General features: G+C 64.0%; 18 protein-coding genes. 11 read left to right on the top strand and 7 right to left on the bottom strand.

The window, feature by feature from the left end:
• Nucleotides 1-98: 98 nt before the first annotated feature.
• The 6 genes from AC1ROB_RS08435 (at nt 99) to AC1ROB_RS08410 (ending at nt 5,351) form a co-directional block, all read left to right on the top strand.
• Complete coding sequence (locus AC1ROB_RS08435; RefSeq protein ID WP_492971641.1) at nt 99-725, top strand: cell cycle transcriptional regulator TrcR; 627 nt, start codon at nt 99-101, stop codon at nt 723-725.
• A 237-nt stretch (nt 726-962) separates the two neighbouring features.
• The gene (locus tag AC1ROB_RS08430; protein WP_492971642.1) at nt 963-1,937 is read left to right on the top strand and encodes an ABC transporter permease; all 975 of its coding nucleotides are present in this window, start codon (nt 963-965) and stop codon (nt 1,935-1,937) included.
• Nucleotides 1,934-2,860, top strand: a complete 927-nt coding sequence (locus tag AC1ROB_RS08425; protein ID WP_492971643.1) for an ABC transporter permease — start codon at nt 1,934-1,936, stop codon at nt 2,858-2,860. The genes AC1ROB_RS08430 and AC1ROB_RS08425 overlap by 4 nt, the downstream gene beginning before the upstream one ends.
• Nucleotides 2,861-2,867: 7 nt before the next feature.
• Nucleotides 2,868-3,863: an ABC transporter ATP-binding protein gene (locus tag AC1ROB_RS08420; protein WP_492971644.1), complete on the top strand. Its 996-nt coding sequence runs from the start codon at nt 2,868-2,870 to the stop codon at nt 3,861-3,863.
• The gene (locus AC1ROB_RS08415; protein ID WP_492971645.1) at nt 3,860-4,858 is read left to right on the top strand and encodes an ABC transporter ATP-binding protein; all 999 of its coding nucleotides are present in this window, start codon (nt 3,860-3,862) and stop codon (nt 4,856-4,858) included. Before AC1ROB_RS08420 ends, AC1ROB_RS08415 begins: the two co-directional genes overlap by 4 nt.
• Before the next feature lie 142 nt (nt 4,859-5,000).
• A complete protein-coding gene (locus tag AC1ROB_RS08410; RefSeq protein ID WP_492971646.1) occupies nt 5,001-5,351 on the top strand; it encodes a hypothetical protein in 351 nt (116 codons plus the stop codon).
• Nucleotides 5,352-5,360: 9 nt separating this feature from the next.
• On the opposite strand, the gene AC1ROB_RS08405 is transcribed toward AC1ROB_RS08410, so the two are convergent.
• The 4 genes from AC1ROB_RS08405 to AC1ROB_RS08390 form a co-directional block, all read right to left on the bottom strand.
• The gene (locus AC1ROB_RS08405) at nt 5,361-8,453 is read right to left on the bottom strand and encodes an efflux RND transporter permease subunit (RefSeq protein WP_492971647.1); all 3,093 of its coding nucleotides are present in this window, start codon (nt 8,451-8,453) and stop codon (nt 5,361-5,363) included.
• Entirely contained in the window at nt 8,450-9,583 is a 1,134-nt protein-coding gene (locus AC1ROB_RS08400; protein WP_492971648.1) for an efflux RND transporter periplasmic adaptor subunit, read from the bottom strand. Before AC1ROB_RS08400 ends, AC1ROB_RS08405 begins: the two co-directional genes overlap by 4 nt.
• 76 nt (nt 9,584-9,659) lie before the next feature.
• Complete coding sequence (locus AC1ROB_RS08395) at nt 9,660-9,932, bottom strand: ribbon-helix-helix domain-containing protein (protein WP_492971649.1); 273 nt, start codon at nt 9,930-9,932, stop codon at nt 9,660-9,662.
• A gap of 107 nt (nt 9,933-10,039) precedes the next feature.
• A complete protein-coding gene (locus AC1ROB_RS08390) occupies nt 10,040-11,242 on the bottom strand; it encodes a pyridoxal phosphate-dependent aminotransferase (RefSeq protein ID WP_492971650.1) in 1,203 nt (400 codons plus the stop codon).
• Between the two features lie 348 nt (nt 11,243-11,590).
• On the opposite strand from AC1ROB_RS08390, the gene AC1ROB_RS08385 reads away from it, so the two are divergent.
• From AC1ROB_RS08385 to AC1ROB_RS08375, 3 genes are all read left to right on the top strand, one after another.
• Entirely contained in the window at nt 11,591-12,613 is a 1,023-nt protein-coding gene (locus AC1ROB_RS08385; protein ID WP_492971651.1) for an ABC transporter substrate-binding protein, read from the top strand.
• A gap of 99 nt (nt 12,614-12,712) precedes the next feature.
• Nucleotides 12,713-13,909, top strand: a complete 1,197-nt coding sequence (locus AC1ROB_RS08380; protein ID WP_492971652.1) for an MFS transporter — start codon at nt 12,713-12,715, stop codon at nt 13,907-13,909.
• Nucleotides 13,906-14,799 (top strand): DMT family transporter, encoded by an 894-nt coding sequence (locus AC1ROB_RS08375; protein ID WP_492971653.1) that lies wholly within the window; start codon nt 13,906-13,908, stop codon nt 14,797-14,799. Before AC1ROB_RS08380 ends, AC1ROB_RS08375 begins: the two co-directional genes overlap by 4 nt.
• On the opposite strand, the gene AC1ROB_RS08370 is transcribed toward AC1ROB_RS08375, so the two are convergent.
• The 3 genes from AC1ROB_RS08370 to AC1ROB_RS08360 form a co-directional block, all read right to left on the bottom strand.
• Complete coding sequence (locus tag AC1ROB_RS08370; RefSeq protein WP_492971654.1) at nt 14,796-16,385, bottom strand: class I SAM-dependent DNA methyltransferase; 1,590 nt, start codon at nt 16,383-16,385, stop codon at nt 14,796-14,798. The genes AC1ROB_RS08375 and AC1ROB_RS08370 overlap by 4 nt on opposite strands.
• Before the next feature lie 16 nt (nt 16,386-16,401).
• A complete protein-coding gene (ettA, locus tag AC1ROB_RS08365) occupies nt 16,402-18,084 on the bottom strand; it encodes an energy-dependent translational throttle protein EttA (protein ID WP_492971655.1) in 1,683 nt (560 codons plus the stop codon).
• A 95-nt stretch (nt 18,085-18,179) separates the two neighbouring features.
• On the bottom strand, nt 18,180-19,106 hold the full coding sequence (locus AC1ROB_RS08360) for a histone deacetylase family protein (RefSeq protein WP_492971656.1): 927 nt from the start codon (nt 19,104-19,106) through the stop codon (nt 18,180-18,182).
• A 224-nt stretch (nt 19,107-19,330) separates the two neighbouring features.
• On the opposite strand from AC1ROB_RS08360, the gene AC1ROB_RS08355 reads away from it, so the two are divergent.
• Complete coding sequence (locus tag AC1ROB_RS08355; RefSeq protein ID WP_492971657.1) at nt 19,331-20,458, top strand: efflux RND transporter periplasmic adaptor subunit; 1,128 nt, start codon at nt 19,331-19,333, stop codon at nt 20,456-20,458.
• Nucleotides 20,459-20,483: 25 nt separating this feature from the next.
• Nucleotides 20,484-23,621 (top strand): efflux RND transporter permease subunit, encoded by a 3,138-nt coding sequence (locus AC1ROB_RS08350; RefSeq protein WP_492971658.1) that lies wholly within the window; start codon nt 20,484-20,486, stop codon nt 23,619-23,621.
• The last annotated feature ends 91 nt before the right edge of the window (nt 23,622-23,712 follow it).

Genomic DNA, 23,712 nt, shown 5'->3' with positions numbered 1-23,712 from the left:
CGATGCACTATATTACGCCCGATTTTCCAGTTTAAGCCCCGCGGGACGGGCCGCCCTGAAGACCCGGGACGCGGCTCCCGCATGATGAGGATTTACCCATGGCGTTGCCGTTGATGCCGAAAGCCACTGCCGTGTGGCTGATCGACAACACGAAGCTGACCTTCGACCAGATCGGCCGGTTCTGCGGCCTGCATCCGCTGGAAGTGAAGGGCATTGCCGATGGCGAAGTGGCGGTCGGCATCGTCGGCCTCGACCCGGTCGCCAATGGCCAGCTTGCCGCCGGCGAGATCGAGCGCGTGGAAGCCGATGCCTCCGCCGACCTGCGCTTGCTGGCTCCCAGCGTGCCGCTGCAGCGTCAGAAGACCAAGGGCGCCAAGTATACGCCGGTGTCGAAGCGCCAGGATCGTCCCGACGCCATCGCCTGGCTGCTGAAGTATCATCCGGAAGTGCCGACCGCGCAGGTGCAGAAGCTGCTCGGCACCACCAAGGCGACGATCGATCGCGTGAAGAACCACACGCATCCCAATCATGCCAACATCAAGCCGCGCGATCCCGTGTATCTCGGCATCTGCAGCCAGACCGAGCTGGACCGCGTGCTGATCCTGGCGGCCAAGCGCCGCGACAACAAGGAAAAGCGCGACGCGCGTGAAGCCCGTGCCAAGACGCGTGAAGTATCGGCCGCCGAAGCGCCCGCCGCCGAGCCGGCTGCAGCCAGCGACGAATAACTCTGGTTGCATAGAGATTATGGCGCCGCCGATTGCATGATCGGCGGCGCTTCTCGTTTGCGAACCAATCGCACCCGATGGTTCGGCGCTGCGGGGCCATGTCGGCGCGTTATCAGGTCATTCAGCAACAAAACCTAGGCACTGCATATGGATTCCGGTATAGGCTGGTTTCAGGAGAGCCGGCGAATGACCAGAATTTGGCACCGGCGCAACAGGGTTTCGGGGCGTCTTTAAGTCATGCTTGTTTTCATTATCAGACGCCTGATGCAGGCGGCATTGGTCATGGCGGTCATGTCGGTGCTGGTCTTCGTCGGCATCTACATGATCGGCGATCCGCTCGCCATCCTGGTCAGCCCGGAAGCGACCGAGATGGATCGCGAGTCCATCGCACGCGCGCTCGGCCTCGACCGGCCGATGTGGGAACAGTATCTCACCTTCCTGTTCTCCGCCCTGAAGGGCGAGTTCGGCAAGTCCTTCGTCTTCGGCCAGCCGGCGATCAACCTGATCCTGGAGCGCATGCCGGCGACCCTGGAGCTTGCTCTCATCGCCACCTTCCTCTCCGTCGTGATCGGCGTGCCGCTTGGCCTCTATGCTGGCCTGCGTCACGAAACCTTTGCCGCCCGCGCCATCATGGCCGGCTCGGTGCTGGGCTTCTCGCTGCCGAATTTCTGGGTCGGCCTGATGCTCATCATGGTGTTCGCCGTGCAGCTCGGCTGGCTGCCGGCTTCGGGGCGCGGCCCGACCATGGAGCTGCTCGGCATCCAGGTCAGCTTCCTGTCGGCCACCGGCTGGAAATACCTGGCGCTGCCGGCACTGACGCTCGGCCTGTCGAAATGCGCGCTCATCATCCGTCTGGCACGCGCCACCGCGCGCGAGGTGATGCTGATGGACTATGTGAAATTTGCGCGCGCCAAGGGCCTGAACGAGCGGCGCGTCATCGGCGTGCATATCCTGAAGAACATCATGGTGCCGATCACCACGGTCACCGGCCTGGAACTCGGCTCGCTGATCGCCTTTGCGGTGATCACCGAGACGATCTTCTCCTGGCCCGGCATGGGCAAGCTGTTGATCGACTCGATCGTGCATCTCGACCGCCCCGTTGTGGTGGCCTATCTGATCGTCGTCGTCTTCCTGCTGGTCATCATCAGCCTGATTGTCGACATTCTGTATTCCGTGCTCGATCCGCGCGTGCGGCTGGGAGAGGCAAAATGAGCCAGGCTCCTGCTGTCGCAACCGCGACCACCGGCGCCCCGCTGGCCAAGACCGAAGCGCCGTGGAAGCGCATCGTCGCCGAATTCGCCGAAAGCAAACTGGCCGTATTCGGCCTGGTGCTGCTGGTGCTGTCGCTGACCGCCGCCTTGCTGGCGCCGTATCTCTCGCCGCAGAACCCCTATGACCTGGCGATCCTGGACATCATGGATGCACGCCAGGCACCGGGGGAAAAGGCTGGCGACGGCTTTACCTTCCTGCTCGGCAGCGACGGCCAGGGCCGCGACATGCTCAGCGCCATGCTCTACGGCCTGCGTATCAGCCTGATGGTTGGCGTCGTATCGGTGGTTCTGGCGCTCAGCATCGGCGCGGTGGCCGGCCTGCTGGCCGCCTATAGCGGCGGCAAGGTCGACGCCCTCATCATGCGCTTCGTCGATATCCAGCTGTCCTTCCCCGCCATCCTGATCGCCCTGATCCTGCTGGCCGTCCTGGGCAATGGCGTCGACAAGGTGATTGTCGCGCTGATCGCCGTGCAGTGGGCCTATTTCGCCCGCGCCGCCCATGGCGCCGCCCTGGTGGAGCGCAACAAGGAATATGTCGAGGCCGCGCGCTGCCTGGGCCTCAGCCGTACCCGCATGCTGCTCAAGCATCTGCTGCCCAACTGCCTGCCCCCCCTGATCGTGATCGCCACCATCAACATCGCCCGCGCCATCACGCTGGAGGCGACGCTCAGCTTCCTCGGCCTCGGTGTGCCGGTGACCGAGCCGTCCCTTGGCATGCTGATCGCCAACGGCTTCGACTACCTGCTCAGCGGCGTCTACTGGATTTCGCTGTTCCCCGGCGTGGTGCTCACCCTGGTGATCATCGCCATCAACCTCGTCGGCGACCAGCTGCGCGACGTGCTCAACCCCCGTCTCAAGCGCTGATTCATCCATGACCGCTACGCTCCAGGTCGACAATCTCGAAACCCATTTCCCGACGCGAGACGGCATCGTACGTGCCGTCGACGGCGTCAGCTTCTCGGTCGAGGCCGGCGAAATCCTTGGCCTCGTCGGCGAGTCCGGCTCGGGCAAATCCATCACCGGCTTCTCGATTCTTGGCCTGATCGATCCGCCCGGCCGCATCGCCGCCGGCAGCATCCAGTACAAGGGTGAGGAACTGACCACCGCCAGTCCGGAACGCCTGCGCGATCTGCGTGGCGCCCGCATCGCGATGATCTTCCAGGATCCGATGATGACGCTGAACCCGGTTCTGCGCGTCGACACCCAGATGATCGAGACGGTGCAAGCCCATGAGAAGGTCAGCGACAAGGCCGCCCGCGCCCGCTGCATCGAAGCCCTGCAGTCGGTCGGCATTGCCGCGCCGGAAGATCGCCTGAAATCCTATCCGCACCAGTTCTCCGGCGGCATGCGCCAGCGCATCGCCATCGCCACCGCCCTGTTGCACAAGCCCGACCTGATTATTGCCGACGAGCCCACCACAGCGCTGGATGTCACCATCCAGGGGCAGATTCTCTATGAAATGCGCAAGCTCTGCCGCGATACCGGCACAGCCCTGATCTGGATCACCCATGACCTGTCCGTCGTGGCCGGTCTGGCCGACCGCATCATGGTGATGTATGCCGGCCGGATCGTGGAGACCGGCAGCACCGCGACGGTGATCGAACGGCCGCAGCATCCCTATACCCGTGGCCTGATCGGCTCGGTGCCCGGCGCCATGCCGCGTGGCAAGCGCCTGTTCCAAATTCCCGGCATGGCCCCGGCGCCGCTCAATCTGCCGCCCGGCTGCCGCTTCAAGGCCCGCTGCACCCGGGCCGATGCCCTGTGCGACACCATGCCGGAACTGGCGGAACTGCATCCGGGCCATCTGGCGCGTTGTCACCACCCCTTCGATGCCAAGCCGCTGAGCCCGGCGGAGGTCGCCTCGTGACTACCCCCATTCTTGAACTGAAAGGCATTTCCAAGCGCTTCGTCTGGCGCCTGGATATCGCCGCCAGAATCGCCAACCTGTTCGGTGCTGGCCTGAAAGAGCGCGCCGTCCATGCGGTGAACCATGTCGACCTGTCGATCCAGGAAGGCGAAGTGGTTGGCCTGGTCGGCGAAAGCGGCTGCGGCAAATCCACGCTGGGCCGCATCGTGGCCGGCATCATGGAGCCCACCGCAGGTGCCATCAGCTATCGCGGCAAGGTCGTCGCCGACCGGACCGGCGCCGAAGAACGCGCCTACAAACTTGGCGTCCAGATGATCTTCCAGGACCCCTATGCCTCGCTCAATCCGCGCATGCGGGTGGAAGAGATCATCGGCGAGGCGCCGGTGGCGCATGGCCTGATCAAGCGCAGCGAGATGGGGGCATACGTCGAGAAGATCATGCTGCAGGTCGGCCTCGACCCGCGCTATCGCCGCCGCTATCCGCACCAGTTCTCCGGTGGCCAGCGCCAGCGCATCGGCATCGCCCGCGCACTCGCCGTGCAGCCGAAGTTCATCGTCTGCGACGAAGCCGTCGCCGCACTGGACGTTTCCATCCAGGCCCAGGTGCTGAACCTGTTCATGGACCTGCGCGAGCAGCTGGGCCTGACCTATCTGTTCATCAGCCACAACCTGTCGGTCGTCGAGCATATCTCTGATCGCGTGGTGATCATGTATCTCGGCCGCGTGGTGGAAAGCGCGCCGACCGAGCAGATGTTTGCTGCGCCCAATCATCCGTATACCCAGGCCCTGCTGGCCGAAGCGCCGAAGCTGGTGGCCGAGCGCCGCGACTACATGCCGGTGAAGGGCGAAATCCCCTCGCCGCTGAATCCGCCGCCGGGATGCCATTTCCATCCGCGCTGCCCCAAGGCTTTCGACCGCTGCAGAACGGAAGTGCCTGCTTTGAAAGAGATTGCACCCGGCCGGCTCTCGGCCTGCCACCTCAACGACGCGGCCTGATCCGGCCGCGTCCGATTTTGGTCACGGCCGTGTCACGGCACCGGCACCCTTGAAAACGGAACTTTAAGACCCACTGTGTAGTTTGTCGGTGTGAATGAAGCGTCTGCAGGACGTGGGCGTACACACCGCAAGGAGGCCAGCCATGCGCAAGGCCGTCTTTACCAGTGCGTTTATCTTCACAGCCACCATCGCCGCCACCGGCATCAGCATTCCATCCGCTCAGGCCCAGCAGCAACCGATGCTCTGCGGCCTGCGCGATGAGATGGGCAAGATGCTGGAGAAGCGGTTTGGCGAACAGCCTCAGGCCGCCGGCGTCGTCGGCGACCGCATCGTTGAACTGCTGGTCTCGCAGAGCGGCTCCTGGACGCTTCTGATGACCAGCGCTGACGGACGTGCCTGCGTGGTCACCGGCGGCGAGGACTGGACCGATCAGCCCGTCACCACGCCCAGCAAGGTGAAGGCCGACAAGGTCAACATCGAGTCGACCCTGTAGCCTTTCAGCTCAGGCAGCAACTGGCCGCTTCACCCGGAACCAGGCGGCGTACAGCGCCGGCAGGAACAGCACGGTCAGCAGCGTCGCCACCAGCAGGCCGCCGATGATGGTGAACGCCATCGGCCCCCAGAAGTTGCTGGTCGAGAGCGGGATCATCCCTAAGATCGCGGCCAGCGCGGTCAGGATGATCGGCCGGAAGCGCCGCAGCGTGGCATTGATGATCGCTTCCCAGGCCGGCTCGCCCGCCTTGATATCCTGTTCGATCTGATCGACCAGGATCACCGAGTTGCGCATAATCATGCCTGCCAGCGCGATGGCGCCCAGCATGGCGACGAAGCCGAAGGGCACATGGAAGACCAGCAGGCCCAGGGTGACGCCGATCAGGCCCAACGGCGCCGTCAGCAGCACCAGCAGCATGCGCGAAACCGACTGCAGCTGCACCATCAGCAGAGTCACCATGATCATGATCATCACCGGCACCACGGCACCGATCGAGGCGTTGGCCTTGGCGCTTTCCTCGATGGCCCCACCCATGACGATGCGGTAGTTCGGCGGCAGCTGCTTGCGCAGATCGTTCAGTTTCGGCTCGATCTGCAGCGATACGACCGGCGCCTGGATGCCGTCGACGATATCGGCGCGCACCAGGATCACCGGCTGGCGGTCGCGCCGCCAGATGATTCCTTCCTCCAGCGCATAGCGGATTTCAGCCACCTGGCTGAGCGGCACCGGCCGGGTGCTTTCCGCACCGGCCACATTCACATCCTTGATCCCGGTCAGGCTGAGACGTTCCTGAGCTTCGGAGCGTGCCACCACATCAATCAGTTCGCGACCTTCACGATACTGCGTGACCGTGATGCCCGACACGATGGAATTCATCGTGGTGGCGAGATCCTGCGACGAGATGCCCAGCAGCCGCGCCTTGGCCTGATCGACATCCAGAAGCACGGCTTTCGACAGCTCGTTCCAGTCCAGATTCACGTCGCGCGTATTCGGATTGACGCGCATGATATCCGCGACCTGGAAGGCGATGCGGCGCACTTCCATCGGATCCGGACCGCTGACGCGGAACTGCACCGGGAAACCCACCGGCGGGCCGTTTTCGAGACGGTTCACACGCCCGCGCAGCAGGGTGAAGTCCTCCTGGAAGGCCGTGACCAGCTTGGAGCGGACGCGCTCGCGCTCGGCGTCGCCCTTGGTCAGCACGACGACCTGGGCAAAATTATCGGTCGGCAGCTGCACATCCAGCGGCAGGTAGAAGCGCGGCGATCCGCTGCCGACATAGGTCGTGTAATTCACCACGTCGGCATCGCCCTTCAGCAACGCCTCCAGCTTCAGGGCCTCTTCCTCGGTCGCGGCAATCGACGCGCCCTGCGGCAGACGCAGATCCACCATCAGCTCGGGCCGGTTGGACGAGGGGAAGAACTGCTGCTGCACAAAGCCGAAGCCGAACACGCTGAGCATGAAGATGCCGATGGTGGCACCGATAACGATCCAGCGCCGCGCCACGCACCATTCGACCACAGCGCGCACATAGCGATAAATGCCGCGGTGATAGACATCTTCGCTGTGGCCATGGCCGGCCTTTGGCGTCGGCAGCAGGGTATATCCGATATAGGGGGTAAAAATCACCGCCACCACCCATGACACCAGCAATGAAATGGTGACGACGGCAAAGATCGAGAAGGTGTATTCGCCGGCCGAAGATTTGGCGAATCCGACCGGCACAAAGCCCGCCGCTGTGATCAGCGTGCCGGTCAGCATCGGGAAGGCCGTGGTGGTGTAGGCAAAGCTGGCCGCACGCAGGCGATCAAACCCCTGCTCCATTTTCACCTGCATCATTTCCACGGCGATGATCGCATCGTCGACCAGCAATCCGAGCGAGATGATCAGTGCACCCAACGAAATGCGGTGGAAATCGATGCCGAATATCTGCATGCAGACAAATGTGATCGCCAACACCAGCGGAATGCAGAACATCACCACCAGGCCGCTGCGCAGACCGAGGCTGAGGAAACTGACGCCGAGTACGATCACCACGGCTTCCAGCAGCACCTGCATGAATTCCGAGATCGAGCGCTGCACCACGGTCGGCTGGTCGGCCACCTTCTGCACGTCGATGCCGACCGGCATATCGGCCTTCAGCCGGGCCATGGTGGCTTCCAGCTGCTTGCCCAGCTCGATCATGTTGCCGCCCTTGGCCATCGAGATCGACAGGCCGATCACATCCTGGCCATTGAACCGCATATGCGCCGCCGGCGGATCGGCATAGTCGCGCTTGATATCGGCGATGTCGCCCAACCGGATCAGTTTGCCATTGGCCTGGAAGGACAGTTCCTGCAGGGCGCGCGCCGTAGCCAGGTCGCCGCTGACCCGGGTGGCGATGCGGTCCGATGCCGTCTGCACCACGCCCGATGCCGTCTGATCGTTCTGTTGCTGGATCACGCTGATGATCTGCTGCGGATTGATCCCCAGATTCGCCAGCTTCTTGTTGGAGAACTCGATAAAGATGCGTTCGGGCTGCACGCCCAGAAGGTCGGCCTTGCCGACATCGCGGATGCGCAGCAGCTCCTCGCGCACATCCTCTACGTAATCCTTCAACTCGCGATGGGTGAAGCCATCCGAGGTAAAGGCGTAAATAGTGCCGAAGGTATCGCCGAACTCGTCGTTGAAGAACGGACCCTGGGCGCCCTGCGGCAAGGTGTTGCGGATATCGCCAACTTTCTTGCGGACCTGGTACCAGATATCGGGCACCATTTTCGGCGGCGTACTGTCGCGCAAGGAGACAAAGATCGTCGACTCCGCGGCCTTGGAATAGCTGCGCACGTTGTCGAGATACGGGGTTTCCTGCAGCTTCTTCTCGATCTTGTCGGTGACCTGCTGCTCGACTTCACGCGCCGTGGCGCCCGGCCAGTTGGTGCGCACGATCATCACCTTGAAGGTGAAGTCGGGATCTTCGGCACGGCCCAGCTGCATGTAGGACATCGCGCCGGCCGCCAGCAGCAGCACCATCAGAAAGCCGATCAGGCTGCGATGGCCTAAAGCCCAGGCGGAAAGATTGAAACGGTCGTGTCCGGCGCCGGGATCGGCAGGCGTAACGCTCACGACTTGATCCCCACGCCGGCAATGGCGGACTGGTTTTCGGGCAGCAGGCGCACCACCTGTCCGGGGATCAGCTTATGCACCCCGGCGGTGACAACCTTCTCGCCGGCTTTCAGGCCATCGGCGATCAGAACGGCTTTCTCGATATAGGCCGCCACCCGCACCGGGCGCAGCTCTACTTTACCCTGGCCTGCATTGCTTTCACCGACATAGATCCAGACGGCCGGCTTGTCGCCATCCTGGTAGAGCGCCGACAGCGGCAGCGCCACCACAGAGGCATCAGCACGGCGCAGGATGGCCACCGTTGCCGTCATACCCAGCCGCATGCTCGGCGGCGCGGCCTGGACGCTGACCTTCACGGCATAGGTGCGCGTGGCCGGATCGGCGCCGGGCGCGATCTCGCGCACGACGCCGGCATAGTCGCGGTCGGGCTGCGCCCACAGATTCAGGGCAATGGCCGTGGCGTTGCGCAGTTCCTCGAGGCGGTTCTCGGAAACGTTGAACACCACTTCCTTTTCTTCGGGGCGGGCCAGCTTCATCACCGTCTGGCCGGCCGCAACCACCTGGCCGGACTCGACGCCAATCGCCGTGACGACGCCGTCGGCATCGGCATGCAGCTCGGTGTAATCCATCTGGTTCTGCGCAACCCGCATCTGGGACCGCGCACTGTCGAGCTGGGCTTCGGCTGTGTTGTAGGTATTCTGCCGGCGATCCAGTTCGGCCTGGCTGATCACCTTGCTGTCGAACAGCTTCTTGTAGCGGCCGAGCTCGGTCTGCGCCTGATTGAAGTTGGCCTGGGCAGCGCTCATCTGGGCGCGGGCATTCTGGATGGCCAGACGGGTGTCTTCCGGGTCGAGGCGGGCCAGGACCGTGCCTTTTTTCACCTCCGAGCCGATTTCGACATAGCGAGCCACGATCTTGCCGCCAACCCGGAAGGCCAGATTGGTTTCGTAGCGGGCACGGACTTCGCCGGTATAGGTCGAGCGGCTTTCATAAATCTGCGGCGATGCCGTGGTGACCCGCACCGGCCGGATCGGCTCGGGCGGCGGAGCCGCCTGCTCGCAAGCCGCAAGCAACAGAACCGCTGCCAGGGCCGAAGCCGTGGCGGTGAACTTCAGACCGATCGCACTCATAGCCGCCTTTTCTGCGAACGGCCGCGCGGGAGCGCTCAACCTAACAAAATGTGAAACTTCCCCCGAACGCCGTACGCTACTGCTCTTGCTTCCCTGCCGTCGGCGCCGCTCTGTCGGCGGTGTCCTCCGGTGTCAGCAGCCCTTCCTTTGCGCGTTCCAGGACCCACACCCGGATTGCGCTCGAAAGATTGCCCGTCCGCGCAGCATCGATATCGCTGACCATCTGGTTGATGGTCTTGCCGTCGCGCGCCGCCAGAACCTGCATGACCTCCCAGAACGCCTGTTCCAGGGAGATGCTGGTACGGTGGCCGCCGACGACGACGGAGCGTTTTTTTACCGTCGTTGGCATATCGAACCTGCGCGGCCAGATGGCCGCGATGAAGGCTGCTTAGCATCGGCAGATTTCCGCGCCAAGACAGCCTTCCGGGCCCGCGTGACGGCCGTCACCAGTTACCCTTAGGAAAGTTGGGCACAGAACTCCTGGATGCGGCCGCAGGCATCTTTCAGCGCTTCGGTTGACGTAGCGTAAGAAATGCGGAAATGCGGCGCGAGGCCGAAGGCCTCGCCGAAGACCACGGCAACGCCCTTCTCTTCGAGCAGTGCGTTGGCGAAATCCAGATCGCTGGCGATCTTCACGCCACCCTTCGAGGTCTTGCCGATGGTGCCGGCGCAGCTCGGATAGACATAGAAGGCGCCTTCCGGCTTCGGGCACTGGATGCCCTTGGCCTGGTTTAGCATCGACACCACCAGATCGCGGCGCTGCTTGAACACGGCGTTGTTCTTCGGAATGAAGTCCTGCGGACCGTTCAGCGCTTCCACCGCAGCCGCCTGGCTGATCGAGGAGGGGTTGGAGGTCGACTGCGACTGCAGGCCCGACATGGCCTTGATCAGCTGCACCGGGCCGCCGGCATAGCCGATGCGCCAGCCGGTCATGCAATAGGCCTTCGACACGCCGTTCATGGTCAGCGTGCGCTCATACAGCGCCGGTTCGACCTGGGCAGGCGTGGTGAAGACAAAATTGTCGTAGACAAGATGTTCGTACATGTCGTCGGTCAGGATCCAGACATGCGGATGGCGCACCAGCACGTCGGTCAGCGCCTTCAGTTCGTCGCGCGTATAGGCGGCGCCGGACGGATTGGACGGCGAATTCAGGATCACCCACTTGGTCTTCGGCGTGATCGCCTTCTCCAGCGCATCGGCGCGCAGCTTGAAGCCGTCCTCGGCGGCGCCGGTGACGAAGACCGGGGTACCGCCGGCGAAGTTGACGATATCGGGGTAGCTGACCCAGTAGGGCGCCGGGATGATCACTTCATCGCCCGGATTCACGGTGGCGAGCAGCGCATTGAACAGCACCTGCTTGCCGCCGGTGCCGACGCTGATCTGCTCGGGCTTGTAGTCCAGGCTGTTCTCCCGCTTGAACTTGGCGACGATCGCCTGCTTCAGCGCGGCCGTGCCGTCCACATCGGTGTAGCGCGTCTCGCCGCGATCAATCGCCGCCTTGGCAGCGTCGCGGATATTGGCCGGGGTCTCGAAATCCGGTTCGCCGGCGCCGAGGCCGATCACGTCGCGGCCGGCGGCCTTGAGCGCGCGGGCCTTCTGGGTGGCGGCAATGGTGGCAGACGGCTTGATGCGACCGAGAGCTTCGGACAGGAAGGCCATGACGTTTTGCGACTCCTAGGCGCGAGCGTGGGAAAAGGCGGGCGAACCATACGTCCGGCCTATGGGCGGTGCAACATATCAACTTGTCGCCGTGACAATGTTTTGCCGCAAAAGCAGGCAGCGCGGCGGCACGTTGGGCAACTTCACCGATTAACCCCATTGGCAGCTTAATTTCCCACATATCGCCGCCGTAAACAGATTGGACTCAGAATTGCATACAGTTTCCCTCGGGCCTGCGTCCGATTCACGCTTGGCGGGTGTGCATACCCCGGCATAGACTGCCGGGCCTGCTGCGACCCGACTCGCAAAGATCGGCCAGGATAATGTTTACCGGGGAGACTTCTCATTATGACCTTCGCTCGCACGTTTACCTTTGCGGCGGCTGGCCTTGCGCTGGCGCTGGGTGCCGCCGGCACGGCCAACGCCCAGACCAAGCTGAAATTCACGCTCGACTGGGCCTTCCAGGGCCCGACATCGGCGTTCCTGCTCGCTGAGCAGAAGGGCTACTACAAGGCGGCTGGCGTCGATATCACCATCGATGCGGGCCAGGGCTCGGCCGGCGCGCTGCAGCGCGTTGCCACCGGCGCCTATGAAATGGGCTTCGCCGACGTCAACGCGCTGATCGAATACAACGCGAAGAACCCGGACGGCCAGGTGAAGGCCGTGATGATGGCCTATGACGCCGCCCCGATGGGCCTCTATGCGCTGAAGTCCTCGGGCATCAAGTCGCCCAAGGACATGGAAGGCAAGAAGCTCGGCGCGCCGGTCTTCGACGCCTCGTTCAAGCTGTTCCCGGCCTATGCCGCCAAGGTCGGCATCGACAAGAGCAAGGTCACCTTCATCAACCTGCAGCCGCCGCTGCGCGAACCGAGCCTGAAGAACGGCAGCGTGGATTTCATCAGCGGCCACTACTTCTCGTCGATGCTCGATCTCGAAAAGATCGGCGTGCCGGCCAGCGATATCCAGGTCTTTTCCTATGCCGATGCCGGCATGGACTTCTATGGCAACGCCATTGTCGCCTCGCCGAAGTTCATGAAGGAAAATCCGGCCGCCGTGAAGGCCGTGATCAGCGCGACCATCAAGGCCTGGAAGGAAATCGTCGCCAATCCGGAAGTCGGCGTGAAAGCCGCCAAAACCCGCGACGGTCTGGTCGACGAAGCGCTGGAAATGAAACGCCTGAAGATGTCGCTGGAGCGCAACGTGGTGACCAGCTGGGTGAAGCAGAATGGCTTCGGCGGCGTCGACCTGGCCCGCCTGCAGCGTTCTTCGGACGCGGTGGCCTCGGCTATCGGCCTAGACAAGGCGCCGAAGGCGACCGACCTGTTCGAGGAAGGCTTCCTGCCGGCCAAGGCCGAGCGCATGTTGCCGTGATCGGCTCCTGAAAAGCTGATACAATGCAGCGGCGGGGGAAACCCCGCCGCTTTCTTTTTGCCTGTTCGTTACGCTTACCCAGTCCGTCTCATTCATAAAATGCAGCCCACGCACCCGACCCGGACCAACTGGCAGGCGGTTTTCGCCGTCATTGCCGCCGGCATCATTGTTTCCATGCAGATCGGCAAGCTGCCGCCGCTGCTGACCCAGCTGCGCGCCGAATTCGGCCTCGACCTGGTGCTCGGCGGCCTGCTCGCCTCCTCCGTCAACCTGATCGGCGCCAGCCTGGGCATCCTGGCCGGCTTCGCCAGCGACCGCATAGGCCGCCGCAGCGTCAGCCTCGGCCTGCTGGTTGCCGCACTGGGAAGCCTCGGCGGTGCGCTGGCGCCGGATGGGCCCGGCGGCACCATCGCCCTGCTGGCCGCAAGACTGGTGGAGGGCTGCGGCTTCGTACTGACCGTGGTCTGCGGCCCCAGCCTCGTCGCTACGGCGGCCGCACCGGCACAGCGCAGCCTGGCGCTCGGCTTCTGGAGCAGCTACATGCCGCTGGGCGTCGCCGGCGGCCTGCTGGGCGCTTTGCTGGTCAGCCTAGGGCTGCTCGACTGGCGCGGCCTGTGGATCGTCATGTCAGCCATCCTGCTGATCGCCGCCATCGTGATCGACCGTCTGACCGCCGGCGCCACCCTGCCGCGCGCCCGCGCCTTCAGCGTCGCGGCGCTTCGCCGTCCCGGTCCCTGGCTGCTGGCCGGCTGCTTTGCCAGCTACACCACGCAATGGTTCTGCATCGTCACCTGGATGCCGACCTACCTGCATGACAGCGGCCTGATCGGCAGCACCGGTATCGCCATCGGCGTTGCTCTGGTGGTGCTGGTCAATGCCGTGGGTACCACCAGCGCCGCCGCGCTCATGCATCGCGGCCTCCCGCGCTGGGCCATCATCGCCACCGTCAGCCTCGGCATGGGCATCTTCGGCGTGTCCTGTTTCGCACCGGATCTGCCGGTGCTGCTACGCATTGCGCTCGCCATGGCCGCCAGCGGCTTCGGCGGCATGCTGCCGGCCGCGGTGCTGGCCAGCGTGCCGGGTCAAGCCCGCGATCCGTCTGAAATCGCCACCGTGAACGGTGTTGTGGTGCAACTGCTCAACATCGGCTCCTTCATCGGACCGCCGACACTGGCCGCACTCGTCACCCACTTTGGCGGCTGGACGCAGGGCCGCTGGCTGCTGCTTGCCGCCGGTTGCCTCGGTATGCTGCTGGCATTCGGCCTGCGTGCCGTCGAACGGAGGAGCGCGGCATGAAATTCGAGCGCGGCGACGCTTACCTGCTGCTGACGGTCATCATCTGGGGCAACACCTTCCCGACCGCGAAATACGTGCTCGGCATCATGCCGCCCACGGTCTATGCCTCCACGCGCTACCTGCTCGCGGCCGTCACCCTGATGATCGTGCTGGCCTGGCGCGAGGGACTGAAACTGCCGCATCGCCGCGACCTGCTGGCGCTCACCGGTCTCGGTTTCCTCGGCATCACGATGATGCAGCTTCTGTGGACCAATGCGCTGTCGCTCAGCACGGCATCGAAGGGCGCCATTCTGGTCGCGACCTCGCCGATCTGGGCCATGATCTTCAGCAGCCTGCGCGGCCAGCGCCTGCCGGTGCTGGCCTGGTGCGGTGTACTGCTGTCCTTCAGCGGCGTCTTCCTGGTCATCAACAACAGCCTCACCGCGCTTACGCTGGGCGGCGGCCATATCGTCGGCGACCTGCTGTTCCTGGCCGTCGCCTTCTGCTGGGCACTCTTTTCGGTGCTTTCGCCGCCCTATCTGACGCGTCTGGGTCCGCTCTATGTCTCGGGCTGGTCAATGCTGTTCGGTGCGCTGCTGCTGACGCCGGCCATGCTCTGGGGCTGGGGCGACATGCAATGGAGCGCCATGGGCACCGGACACTGGGCGTCCTTCCTCTACACGGCCATTCTCGCCGGCGCCCTGGGCTATCTGTTCTGGTATGAAGGCATCCAGCGGCTCGGCGTTGCCCGGTCGGTGATCTATTCCTACCTGATCCCGGTCTTCGCCATGCTGAGTGCGATTGCCTTTCTTGACGAGCATGTCTCGGCCGCGCAACTGATCGGTGCCGCCGTGGTCATCACCGGGCTGGTTCTGACCCGCGTGGCGACAACCAGATCCGCCGCCGCCTAGCTCTCGGCCACCAGGCAAAGACCGGCGCGTCCATCAGCCAGCGTCACGCTTTCGACAGCCAGAACGATCAGGCCTTCCGCCTTCGCCATCTCGCGCAGCGCGGCTTCTCCGTAAACCTCCGCCGGCAATACGCCGATGAAGGCGCCCGCCACAGCCAGCGCAATCTTCACGGCCGAAAAGAACAGTGGCAGATCCGCCAGTTGCGACTGCATGTCGGCCGCCAGGATCAGGTCGAAGTGATCCGGCCGGCCCTCCAGGAAGGGAATCAGCGCTTCGGTATCGCAATCGTCATAGAGGCCGGCTTCAAAGGCGCGGCGGCTGCGCGCTTCATCCGGCGACACCATGTCCAGATGCTGGCCGATTTGACGCAGAGCGGGAATATGCCGGCCAAGATAGCCGCCCAGATCGACAGCCCAGCCGACCGTATAACCACCGCCGATCACCTGCTGCGCTGCCGCCAGCACCAGTGCCGCACCCGGCGCATCCAGACCGGCAATCAGCTCGTCAGTGGAAAGCGCGACTTCAGCCCCCGGCTCGTCGACCGCCAGCCGGCGGAGCGCAAAGACGAAGCCGCAGACATCCTGGTTCTCTTCCCGCCGCAGCACGATCTCGTCCAGGCTGAGCAGGGCGAAACCGGCCTCGGTCGCGCGCTTGCGCAGATAAGCCTCGCCGTGCTGATAGCGCCCTGTCTTGGCCGCGTGATACCGGGCGCCGGCGCCCTTCTCCACCGTGGCAACAAAAATGCCGTTATCGTGCAGGCTGTCATGCACGGCCGCAAACACCGCGCGCAGATCGCCGAAATACGACAGTACATCAGCGGCACAGGCCAGATCGTAGGTACCAGCGCGCTGCTGCAGCGTGGCGACGATCTCACCCACGATCAGTTCGTCGTAGCCCCGCGCCCGGGCCTTTTCCACCATGCGCGACGACAGGTCGACGCCGTCCAGCCGCCCGCACAGGCTGCGGACTTCAGGACCCAGCAGACCGGTGCCGCAACCCAGGTCGATGGCACGGGCGGCCCGCGCATTCTGCAATGCCGCGCGGACGACGGCCGCCACATGCTGCGGGGCCTTGTATTCCAGCCAGTTGGTCAGCTTGTCGTCGAAACTGTCGGCAAAACTGTCGAACAGTTTTTCCACATAGGCCGCATCGGGCTGGTCGGGCGCATGGCCCGACAGAACGGCGATCATATGCTTGGCTTCGGCCTGCCCCGGCTCCACCGTCAGCAGACGCCGGTAGGTGACCAGCGCGTCGGCGCGGCGGTCCAGGCGCACCTGCAGGCGCGCCACTGCGTGCAGCAGAGCCACGGAATCGGGATGCTCGCGCAACGCCAGTTCCTGTTTCACGAGCTGGGCCGCGAGGGTTTCGTTCAGCCGCAGCTGCGCCAGGGCGGCATGCACGGGATCGACCGGCGCGCCGGTTGCCACCGGCGCTGGCGGAACTGTGGCCTGTACGCCGCCCAGGTTCATCAGCATGTTGCTGATCGCCGTCGGGCCGCGCGCCATCACCGGACGACGAACCGGGCCGGGCCTGAGCGGCCCGCCGCCACCGGCCTTTTTCTGCGCGCGCCTGTCCTTACGATTCATGGGCTGCGCGTGAGGCTCAGCGCCGCTCGAGCGGCTTGTACTTGATACGGTGCGGCTGGTCGGCATCGGCGCCGAGGCGGCGCTTCTTGTCGGCCTCGTAATCCTGGTAGTTGCCTTCGAACCATTCGACATGACTGTCGCCTTCGAAGGCCATGATGTGGGTGGCGAGGCGATCGAGGAACCAGCGGTCATGGCTGATGACGATGGCGCAGCCGGCGAAGGATTCCAGCGCCTCTTCCAGCGCACGCAGCGTATCGACGTCCAGATCGTTGGTCGGTTCGTCGAGCAGCAGCACATTGGCGCCGGTCTTCAGCATCTTGGCCAGATGCAGACGGTTGCGTTCGCCGCCCGAGAGCATGCCAACCTTCTTCTGCTGGTCGGCGCCCTTGAAGTTGAACCACGAGCAGTAGGCGCGGCTCGGCACATCGCGCTTGCCCAGCGTGATCATGTCATTGCCTTCCGAAACCTCTTCCCAGACGGTCTTCTTGTCATTCAGGCTGTCGCGACTCTGGTCGACATAGCCGAGCTTGACGGACTCACCCACGCGCAGCTCGCCCTTGTCCGGCGGCTCGCCGCCGGTGAGCATGCGGAACAGCGTGGTCTTGCCGGCGCCGTTCGGGCCGATGATGCCGACGATGCCGCCGGGCGGCAGCTTGAAGTCGAGATTGTCGATCAGCAGGCGGTCACCGAAGCCCTTGGACAGGCCCTCGGCCTCGATCACCACATTGCCCAGGCGCGGGCCTGGCGGGATGGTGATGGAGACGGCATCAGCAGCCTTGTCATTCTGCTGCTGCAGCATCTCTTCATAGGCCTTGAGGCGGGCCTTCGATTTGGCCTGCCGTGCACGCGGGCTCTGACGCACCCACTCCAGCTCCTGGGCCAGCGACTTGCGGCGGGAATCCTCTTCCTTGCCTTCCTGGGCCAGGCGCTTTTCCTTCTGCTCCAGCCAGGAGGAGTAATTGCCTTCCCACGGAATGCCTGAACCGCGATCGAGTTCGAGAATCCAGCCGGCAACATTGTCGAGGAAGTAGCGATCATGGGTGATCGCCACCACGGTGCCTTCGTATTCGTGCAGGAAGCGCTCGAGCCAGGCGACCGATTCCGCATCCAGATGGTTGGTCGGCTCGTCGAGCAGCAGCATGTCGGGCTTGGACAGCAGCAGGCGGCACAGCGCCACGCGGCGCTTTTCGCCGCCCGACAGCTTGCTCACATCGGCCTCGCCCGGCGGGCAACGCAGCGCATCCATGGCGATTTCGACACCGCGCTGCAGGTCCCAGGCATTTGCCGCGTCGATCTTTTCCTGCAGCTCCGCCTGTTCGGCGATCAGCGCATTCATTTCGTCGTCATCGGTCACTTCGCCGAACTTCATCGAGACTTCCTCGAAGCGATCGAGCAGCGCCTTGGTCTCGGCCACGCCTTCCATCACGTTGCCCAGCACGTCCTTCGACTCATCCAGCTGCGGCTCCTGCGGCAGGTAGCCGACCTTGACGCCATCGGCCGCCCAGGCTTCGCCGGTGAATTCCTTGTCCAGGCCCGCCATGATCTTGAGCAGGGTCGACTTGCCGGCGCCGTTGTTGCCCAGCACGCCGATCTTGGCGCCCGGCAGGAAGCTCAGCCAGATACCCTTCAGGACCTGTTTGCCGCCCGGATAGGTCTTGGCCAGGTCCTTCATCACGTAGATGTACTGATACGACGCCATGTCACGCTCCGGGCGTTGGAAGCCTAAAAATCCGGCCGAGTTGTACAGAAACGGGGCTGCCGGGGCAATCCCGGGAGCCCCGCATAACAGGCGGTTCAGGCCACCATCATGGCCTTCACATGGGCTGCCGTGGCGCTGGCCAGCGCCCGCAGGTCATAACCGCCTTCCAGCGCCGAAACGACCCGGCCCCGCGCCGTTTTCTCCGCCACTTGCATCAGCCGTTCGGTCGCCCAGTAATAGTCCTGGTCGCCGAATTGCAGTTGCGCCAGCGGATCGCTCATATGGGCATCGAAGCCGGCCGAGATCAGAACAAGTTCAGGCGCGAAGCTCTCAAGCTTCGTCAGGATGCGCTCGAAGGCGGTGCGAAACTCGCCTGAGCCGGCATAAGGCCTCAGCGGCACATTGACGATGTTGCCGGCCACGCCCTGCTCATGGGCCGCCCCCGTGCCCGGATAGAGCGGCATCTGGTGTGTCGAGGCATAAAAGAGATCGGGATCCGCCGCGAAGGCCGCCTGCGTGCCATTGCCATGGTGAACATCGAAATCGATGGCCGCGACGCGCTTCAGCCCCCAGCGCGCGCGCGCATGCTGGGCGCCGATGGCGATATTGTTGAACAGGCAAAAGCCCATGGCCTGGTCGGGTTCGGCATGGTGCCCGGGCGGGCGGACGGCGCAAAAGGCGTTGCGCAACTCGCCCTGCATGACGGCGTCCACAGCCGCAACCACAGCGCCGGCGGCGTAAAAGGCGGCGTTCCCCGAACCCGGCGACACCACGGTATCCCCGTCGATGAAGCCTAGGCCCTGGGCCGGGATGGCCTGCAGGATGCGGTCGATATAGGGCCCGGGATGGACCCTCGCGATCTGCTCCGGGGTGGCCCGGGGGGCCTCCCGGCGATCCAGGTACAGGAAGTCTTCCCCTTCAAGACGGGCTAGGACCGCCTGCAGCCTTTCCGCGCATTCCGGATGCCCATCTCCCGTATCATGGGTGAGGCAGGCCGCATGAGTGAACAGCCCGGTTACCAAAGCGCCACCTTGACCATTAACTAGGCTCCTCCCCCGGCCGGTCCTGACACAAGGATTTCAACAGAAAACGCAGGACCTTGCGCAGACCGCCGTATACAATAGATCATACGACTGCCGAAATCAGTAGGCCGCTGCGAACGAGCCTGACAGGCATCGTGTTTTCCGGGGGGGAAAACGGGCGGGATCTGGGTCGGTTCGGGGATAGCACAGGGTGGTAGAGGACAATGAAGCTTTGGGGTCAGGTTATTGTGGTCGGCGTGCTCGCCGCCAGTGGTGCGCTTGCCTACACCTATCGGGACAGCCTGCCCTTTATCGGCGGCAAACAGACAGCCGCCAAGCCCGCCGTCACGACCCCCGCGATTCCGGTCGAAGCCGTACCGGTCCGGCGCATGGAAATCACCCGCACGATTGAGGCTGTCGGCACCGCGCAGGCCAATGAAGCCGTCGCTATCACCGCCAAGAGCAGCGGCATGGTCGAGCGCCTGAATTTCCAGGAAGGCCAACTGGTCAAAGCCGGCGTCATCCTGGTGGAACTGGAAGCCGCGGAAAGCTCGGCCAATATTTCAGCCCTGCGCGCCGCCCGTGACGGGGCCAAGATGGCCTATGACCGCGCCAAGCAACTGATCGAAAGCAAGGCCGTGGCGCAGGCCCGCCTGGATGAACTGTCCAAGGCCTATGAAGGCGCCGAAGGGCGCCTGCGCGCCGAACAAGCCAAGTTCTCCGACAGCGTGATCCGCGCACCCTTCGCCGGCAAGCTCGGCCTGCGCCGCGTCAGCCTCGGAGCCCTGGTCCGTCCGGGCGACATGATCACAACGCTGGACGACACCAGCGTCATCAAGCTTGAATTCGAAATTCCGGAAACCGTGCTGAGCGGCATCGCCATCGGCAATACGGTGAGCGCCAAGGCATCGGCCATGCCGAGCAAGAAATTCAACGGCGTGGTCAGCACCATCGACAGCCGCGTCGATCCCACGACGCGCGCCGTGCGCGTGCGCGCCCAGATCCCCAATGCCGACGACACCCTGAAACCCGGCATGTTCATGACCGTGGCGCTGAGCATGGGCAAGGTGCCCGATGCCATGATGGTGCCGGAAGAATCGCTGCTGGCACAGGGCGGCGAGCAGTTCGTCTTCGTCATCCGCGACGGCAAGGCGACCCGCACCCGCGTCACCATCGGCCAGCGTGTCCCAGGCATGGCGCAGATCACCAACGGCCTGCATGCCGACGATCAGATTGCCATCACCGGGCTGCAGCAGCTGCGCGATGGTTCGCGCGTGCGCCAGACCAACGCACCGGGCAGCACGCCGCCGGTTTCCGGCACCGGCACCCCGGCTCAGAAATCCGCCAGCTGACCTAGCAGGATACAGGACCCAAACCATGGTTCTCTCGGACGTTTCGATCAAGCGCCCGGTCTTCGCGACCGTGATGTCTCTCGTGCTCATCATCTTCGGCCTGTTCGCCCTGCGCGGCATGGCCGTGCGCGAATATCCCGATATAGATCCGCCCGCGGTGAACGTCTCCACCATCTACCGCGGCGCCTCGGCCGAGATCATTGAAAGCAAGATCACCCAGGTGATCGAGGATTCGGTGGCCGGCATCGAAGGTATCCGCTCGATCTCCTCGGCCAGCCGCGAGGAATCCAGCTCGATCAGCATCGAATTCAATCTGTCGCGCAATGTCGATGCCGCCGCCAACGATGTGCGCGACAAGGTCGGCCGCATCCTGTCCAAGCTGCCCGATGAAGCGGACCAGCCGATCATCGCCAAGACCGAAGCCGACGCCCGGCCGATCATCTACATCTCGCTGTTCAGCGACCGCCTCAGCCTGCTGGAAATGACCGATTACGCCGACCGCTACCTGGTCGACCAGATGTCGGTCATCGATGGCGTTGCCTCGGTGAACATCTATGGCGCGCGGCGCTATTCCATGCGCGTCTATCTCGACCGAATGGCGATGGCGGCCCGCAACGTCACCGTGCAGGATATCGAAGAAGCCATCCGCCGCCAGAATGTCGAGCTGCCGTCCGGCCGCATCGAAAGCAATATGCGTGAATTCACCGTGCGCGCTGAATCCGGCCTGCGCACCGCCGCGCAGTTCCGCAATGTCGTGCTGCGCGAGCAGGACGGCTATCTGCTGCGCCTGGGCGAGGTCGCCAAGGTCGAGCTTGGCGCCGAGGACGACCGCACCGAACAGCGCATCAATGGCGTCACCGCTATCGGCCTGGGCATCATCCGCCAGTCCAAGGCCAATGCCATGGATATTTCCAATGGCGTCACCGCCACGGTGGAGCGCCTGCAGGGCAGCCTGCCGACCGGCGTGCGCATGGAAGTGACCTACGATCAGTCGAAATTCATCAGCCAGTCGATCTACGAAGTGTTCCACGCGCTGACCGTGGCGCTGGCGCTGGTGATCGGCGTGATCTTCCTGTTCCTGCGCTCCTGGCGCGCCACGTTGATTCCCGCGGTCGCCATTCCGGTGTCGGTGATCGGCTCTTTCATCGTCATCGGCGCGCTCGGCTATTCGATCAACGTGCTGACCCTGCTGGCGCTGGTGCTGGCCATCGGCCTGGTGGTCGATGACGCCATCGTCGTGCTGGAAAACATCCACCGCCGCATCGAGCTGGGCGAACCGCCGCTGCTGGCCTCCTTACGCGGCGCCCGCCAGATCGGCTTCGCCGTCATCGCCACCACGGTGGTGCTGATTGCCGTCTTCGTGCCGATCTCGCTGATGGAAGGCAATACCGGCCGCCTGTTCCGCGAATTCGGCATGTCGGTGGCGGCCGCCGTGCTGTTCTCCGGCTTCGTCGCGCTCACCCTGACGCCGATGATGTGCTCCAAGCTGCTGCACGATGCCAAGGAAGAAGGCTGGTTCTATCATGTGACGGAGAAGTTCTTCGTCGGCATGAGCAACGGCTATGGCCGCCTCCTGCGCCTGTCGATGGGGGCACCGGTGGTGGTGCTGGCGCTCGGCGTCGTCGTGTCGATCGCCGCCTTCCTGATGTTCAAGGCCCTGCCGCGCGAATTCGCCCCGATCGAGGATCGCGGCGCCTTCTTCGTCATCATCGAGGGGCCGGAAGGCTCGTCCTATGACTACACCCGCAAGAACGTTGTCCTGATCGAACAGGCACTGGAAAAGCATATCAAGTCGGGGGCCGTCACCGTCGTGCAGTCGAATGTCGCGCCGGCCTGGGGCGGTCGTCCCTCGCCGGTCAATTCCGGCATGATCGTTGTCCGCATGGCCGACTGGGGCGATCGCGACGTCAAGCAGCAGGAAGTGGCCCGCCAGGTCTTCCAGCAACTGCAGTCGCAGACCGGTGTGCGCGCCGTCGTCATCAATCCGCCCAGCCTGGGCCTGCCCGGTGCACAGACGCCGGTGCGTTTCATTCTCGGCGGATCGACCTATGCGCAGCTCGACGAATGGTCCGATCGCGTGATCGAACGGGCCCTGCAGAACCCGAATCTGCTCGGCGTGAAAAAGAACTATCAGCCGACCCGCCCGGAAATCCAGGTGCAGATCGACCGCGACCGTGCCGCCGACCTGGGCGTGCCGATTGAAACCATCGGCCGTACCCTGGAAACCATGCTGGGTTCGCGCGAGGTCACCAACTTCCAGCGCGACGGCAAGCAGTACAAGGTGCTGGTGCAGGCGCCGGTGGAGCAGCGCGTCACGCCGAACGACATGAACAACATCTATGTGCGCGGTAGCAACACCGGCGGCAAACTGGTGCCGCTGGCCAGCCTCGTGACCCTGAAGGAAGGCGCCAATGCGCGCGAACTGATCCGTACGGACCGCCTGCGCTCGGTGATGATCGAAGCCTCGCCGGCGCCGGGCTACACGCTCGGGCAGGCGCTGGACTATCTGGATGCCGCCGCAGCGGAAGTGCTGCCGCCGGAGGTGCGCATTTCCTATGCCGGCCAGAGCCGCGAATATAAGGATTCCTCCGCGGCAATCTTCATCACCTTCGGTCTGGCGCTGATCGTCGTCTTCCTGGTGCTGGCGGGCCAGTTCGAGAGCTGGATCCACCCGATCATTATCATCCTGTCGGTGCCTCTGGCGGTGACCGGAGCCCTGGCCGGCCTGCTGCTCGCCGGGCAGACGCTGAACGTCTACAGCCAGATCGGCATCATCATGCTGGTCGGACTGATCGCCAAGAACGGCATCCTGATCGTGGAATTCGCCAATCAGCTGCGCGATGAAGGCCGCGATATCTCCGACGCCGCCGTGGATGCCTCGATTGCACGCCTGCGCCCCATCCTGATGACCACGATCGCCACCATCTTCGGCGCGGTTCCGCTGGCACTGGCCCATGGCGCCGGTGCCGAGTCCCGTGCCGCCCTGGGCTGGGTGATCGTCGGCGGCATGACCTTTGCCACGCTGCTTAGCCTGTTCGTGGTGCCGGTGCTTTATATGCTGCTGGCCCGCTTCACCAAGCCGGCGGGCTTCATCGCCCGCAAGCTGAGCGAACTGGAACAGCGCCCCGATGTCGATGGGGGCAAGGTCGAGCCAGCCGAATAACCTGTCCGTAAGGACAGGTTACCGGTTGATAACCTAGACTTGGTCTGGCGCTGGCTTTCCTATAGCTGGATAAGAATCGCTCGCACCCCTT

The organism is Ferrovibrio sp. GW821-FHT12F09 (assembly GCF_058806775.1).
Note: the sequence above shows the minus strand (reverse complement) of the source record. Positions and strands in the feature narration are given on the sequence as shown.

Excerpts from the sequence above, each read along its gene's own strand:
- AC1ROB_RS08375 (WP_492971653.1), top strand. The coding sequence starts at position 13,906 with ATGAAATTCGAGCGCGGCGACGCTTACCTGCTGCTGACGGTCATCATC.
- AC1ROB_RS08420 (WP_492971644.1), top strand. The coding sequence starts at position 2,868 with ATGACCGCTACGCTCCAGGTCGACAATCTCGAAACCCATTTCCCGACG.
- AC1ROB_RS08410 (WP_492971646.1), top strand. The coding sequence starts at position 5,001 with ATGCGCAAGGCCGTCTTTACCAGTGCGTTTATCTTCACAGCCACCATC.
- AC1ROB_RS08390 (WP_492971650.1), bottom strand. The coding sequence starts at position 11,242 with ATGGCCTTCCTGTCCGAAGCTCTCGGTCGCATCAAGCCGTCTGCCACC.
- AC1ROB_RS08385 (WP_492971651.1), top strand. The coding sequence starts at position 11,591 with ATGACCTTCGCTCGCACGTTTACCTTTGCGGCGGCTGGCCTTGCGCTG.
- ettA (WP_492971655.1), bottom strand. The coding sequence starts at position 18,084 with ATGGCGTCGTATCAGTACATCTACGTGATGAAGGACCTGGCCAAGACC.
- AC1ROB_RS08400 (WP_492971648.1), bottom strand. The coding sequence starts at position 9,583 with ATGAGTGCGATCGGTCTGAAGTTCACCGCCACGGCTTCGGCCCTGGCA.
- AC1ROB_RS08395 (WP_492971649.1), bottom strand. The coding sequence starts at position 9,932 with ATGCCAACGACGGTAAAAAAACGCTCCGTCGTCGTCGGCGGCCACCGT.
- AC1ROB_RS08435 (WP_492971641.1), top strand. The coding sequence starts at position 99 with ATGGCGTTGCCGTTGATGCCGAAAGCCACTGCCGTGTGGCTGATCGAC.
- AC1ROB_RS08425 (WP_492971643.1), top strand. The coding sequence starts at position 1,934 with ATGAGCCAGGCTCCTGCTGTCGCAACCGCGACCACCGGCGCCCCGCTG.
- AC1ROB_RS08350 (WP_492971658.1), top strand. The coding sequence starts at position 20,484 with ATGGTTCTCTCGGACGTTTCGATCAAGCGCCCGGTCTTCGCGACCGTG.
- AC1ROB_RS08355 (WP_492971657.1), top strand. The coding sequence starts at position 19,331 with ATGAAGCTTTGGGGTCAGGTTATTGTGGTCGGCGTGCTCGCCGCCAGT.
- AC1ROB_RS08430 (WP_492971642.1), top strand. The coding sequence starts at position 963 with ATGCTTGTTTTCATTATCAGACGCCTGATGCAGGCGGCATTGGTCATG.
- AC1ROB_RS08380 (WP_492971652.1), top strand. The coding sequence starts at position 12,713 with ATGCAGCCCACGCACCCGACCCGGACCAACTGGCAGGCGGTTTTCGCC.
- AC1ROB_RS08370 (WP_492971654.1), bottom strand. The coding sequence starts at position 16,385 with ATGAATCGTAAGGACAGGCGCGCGCAGAAAAAGGCCGGTGGCGGCGGG.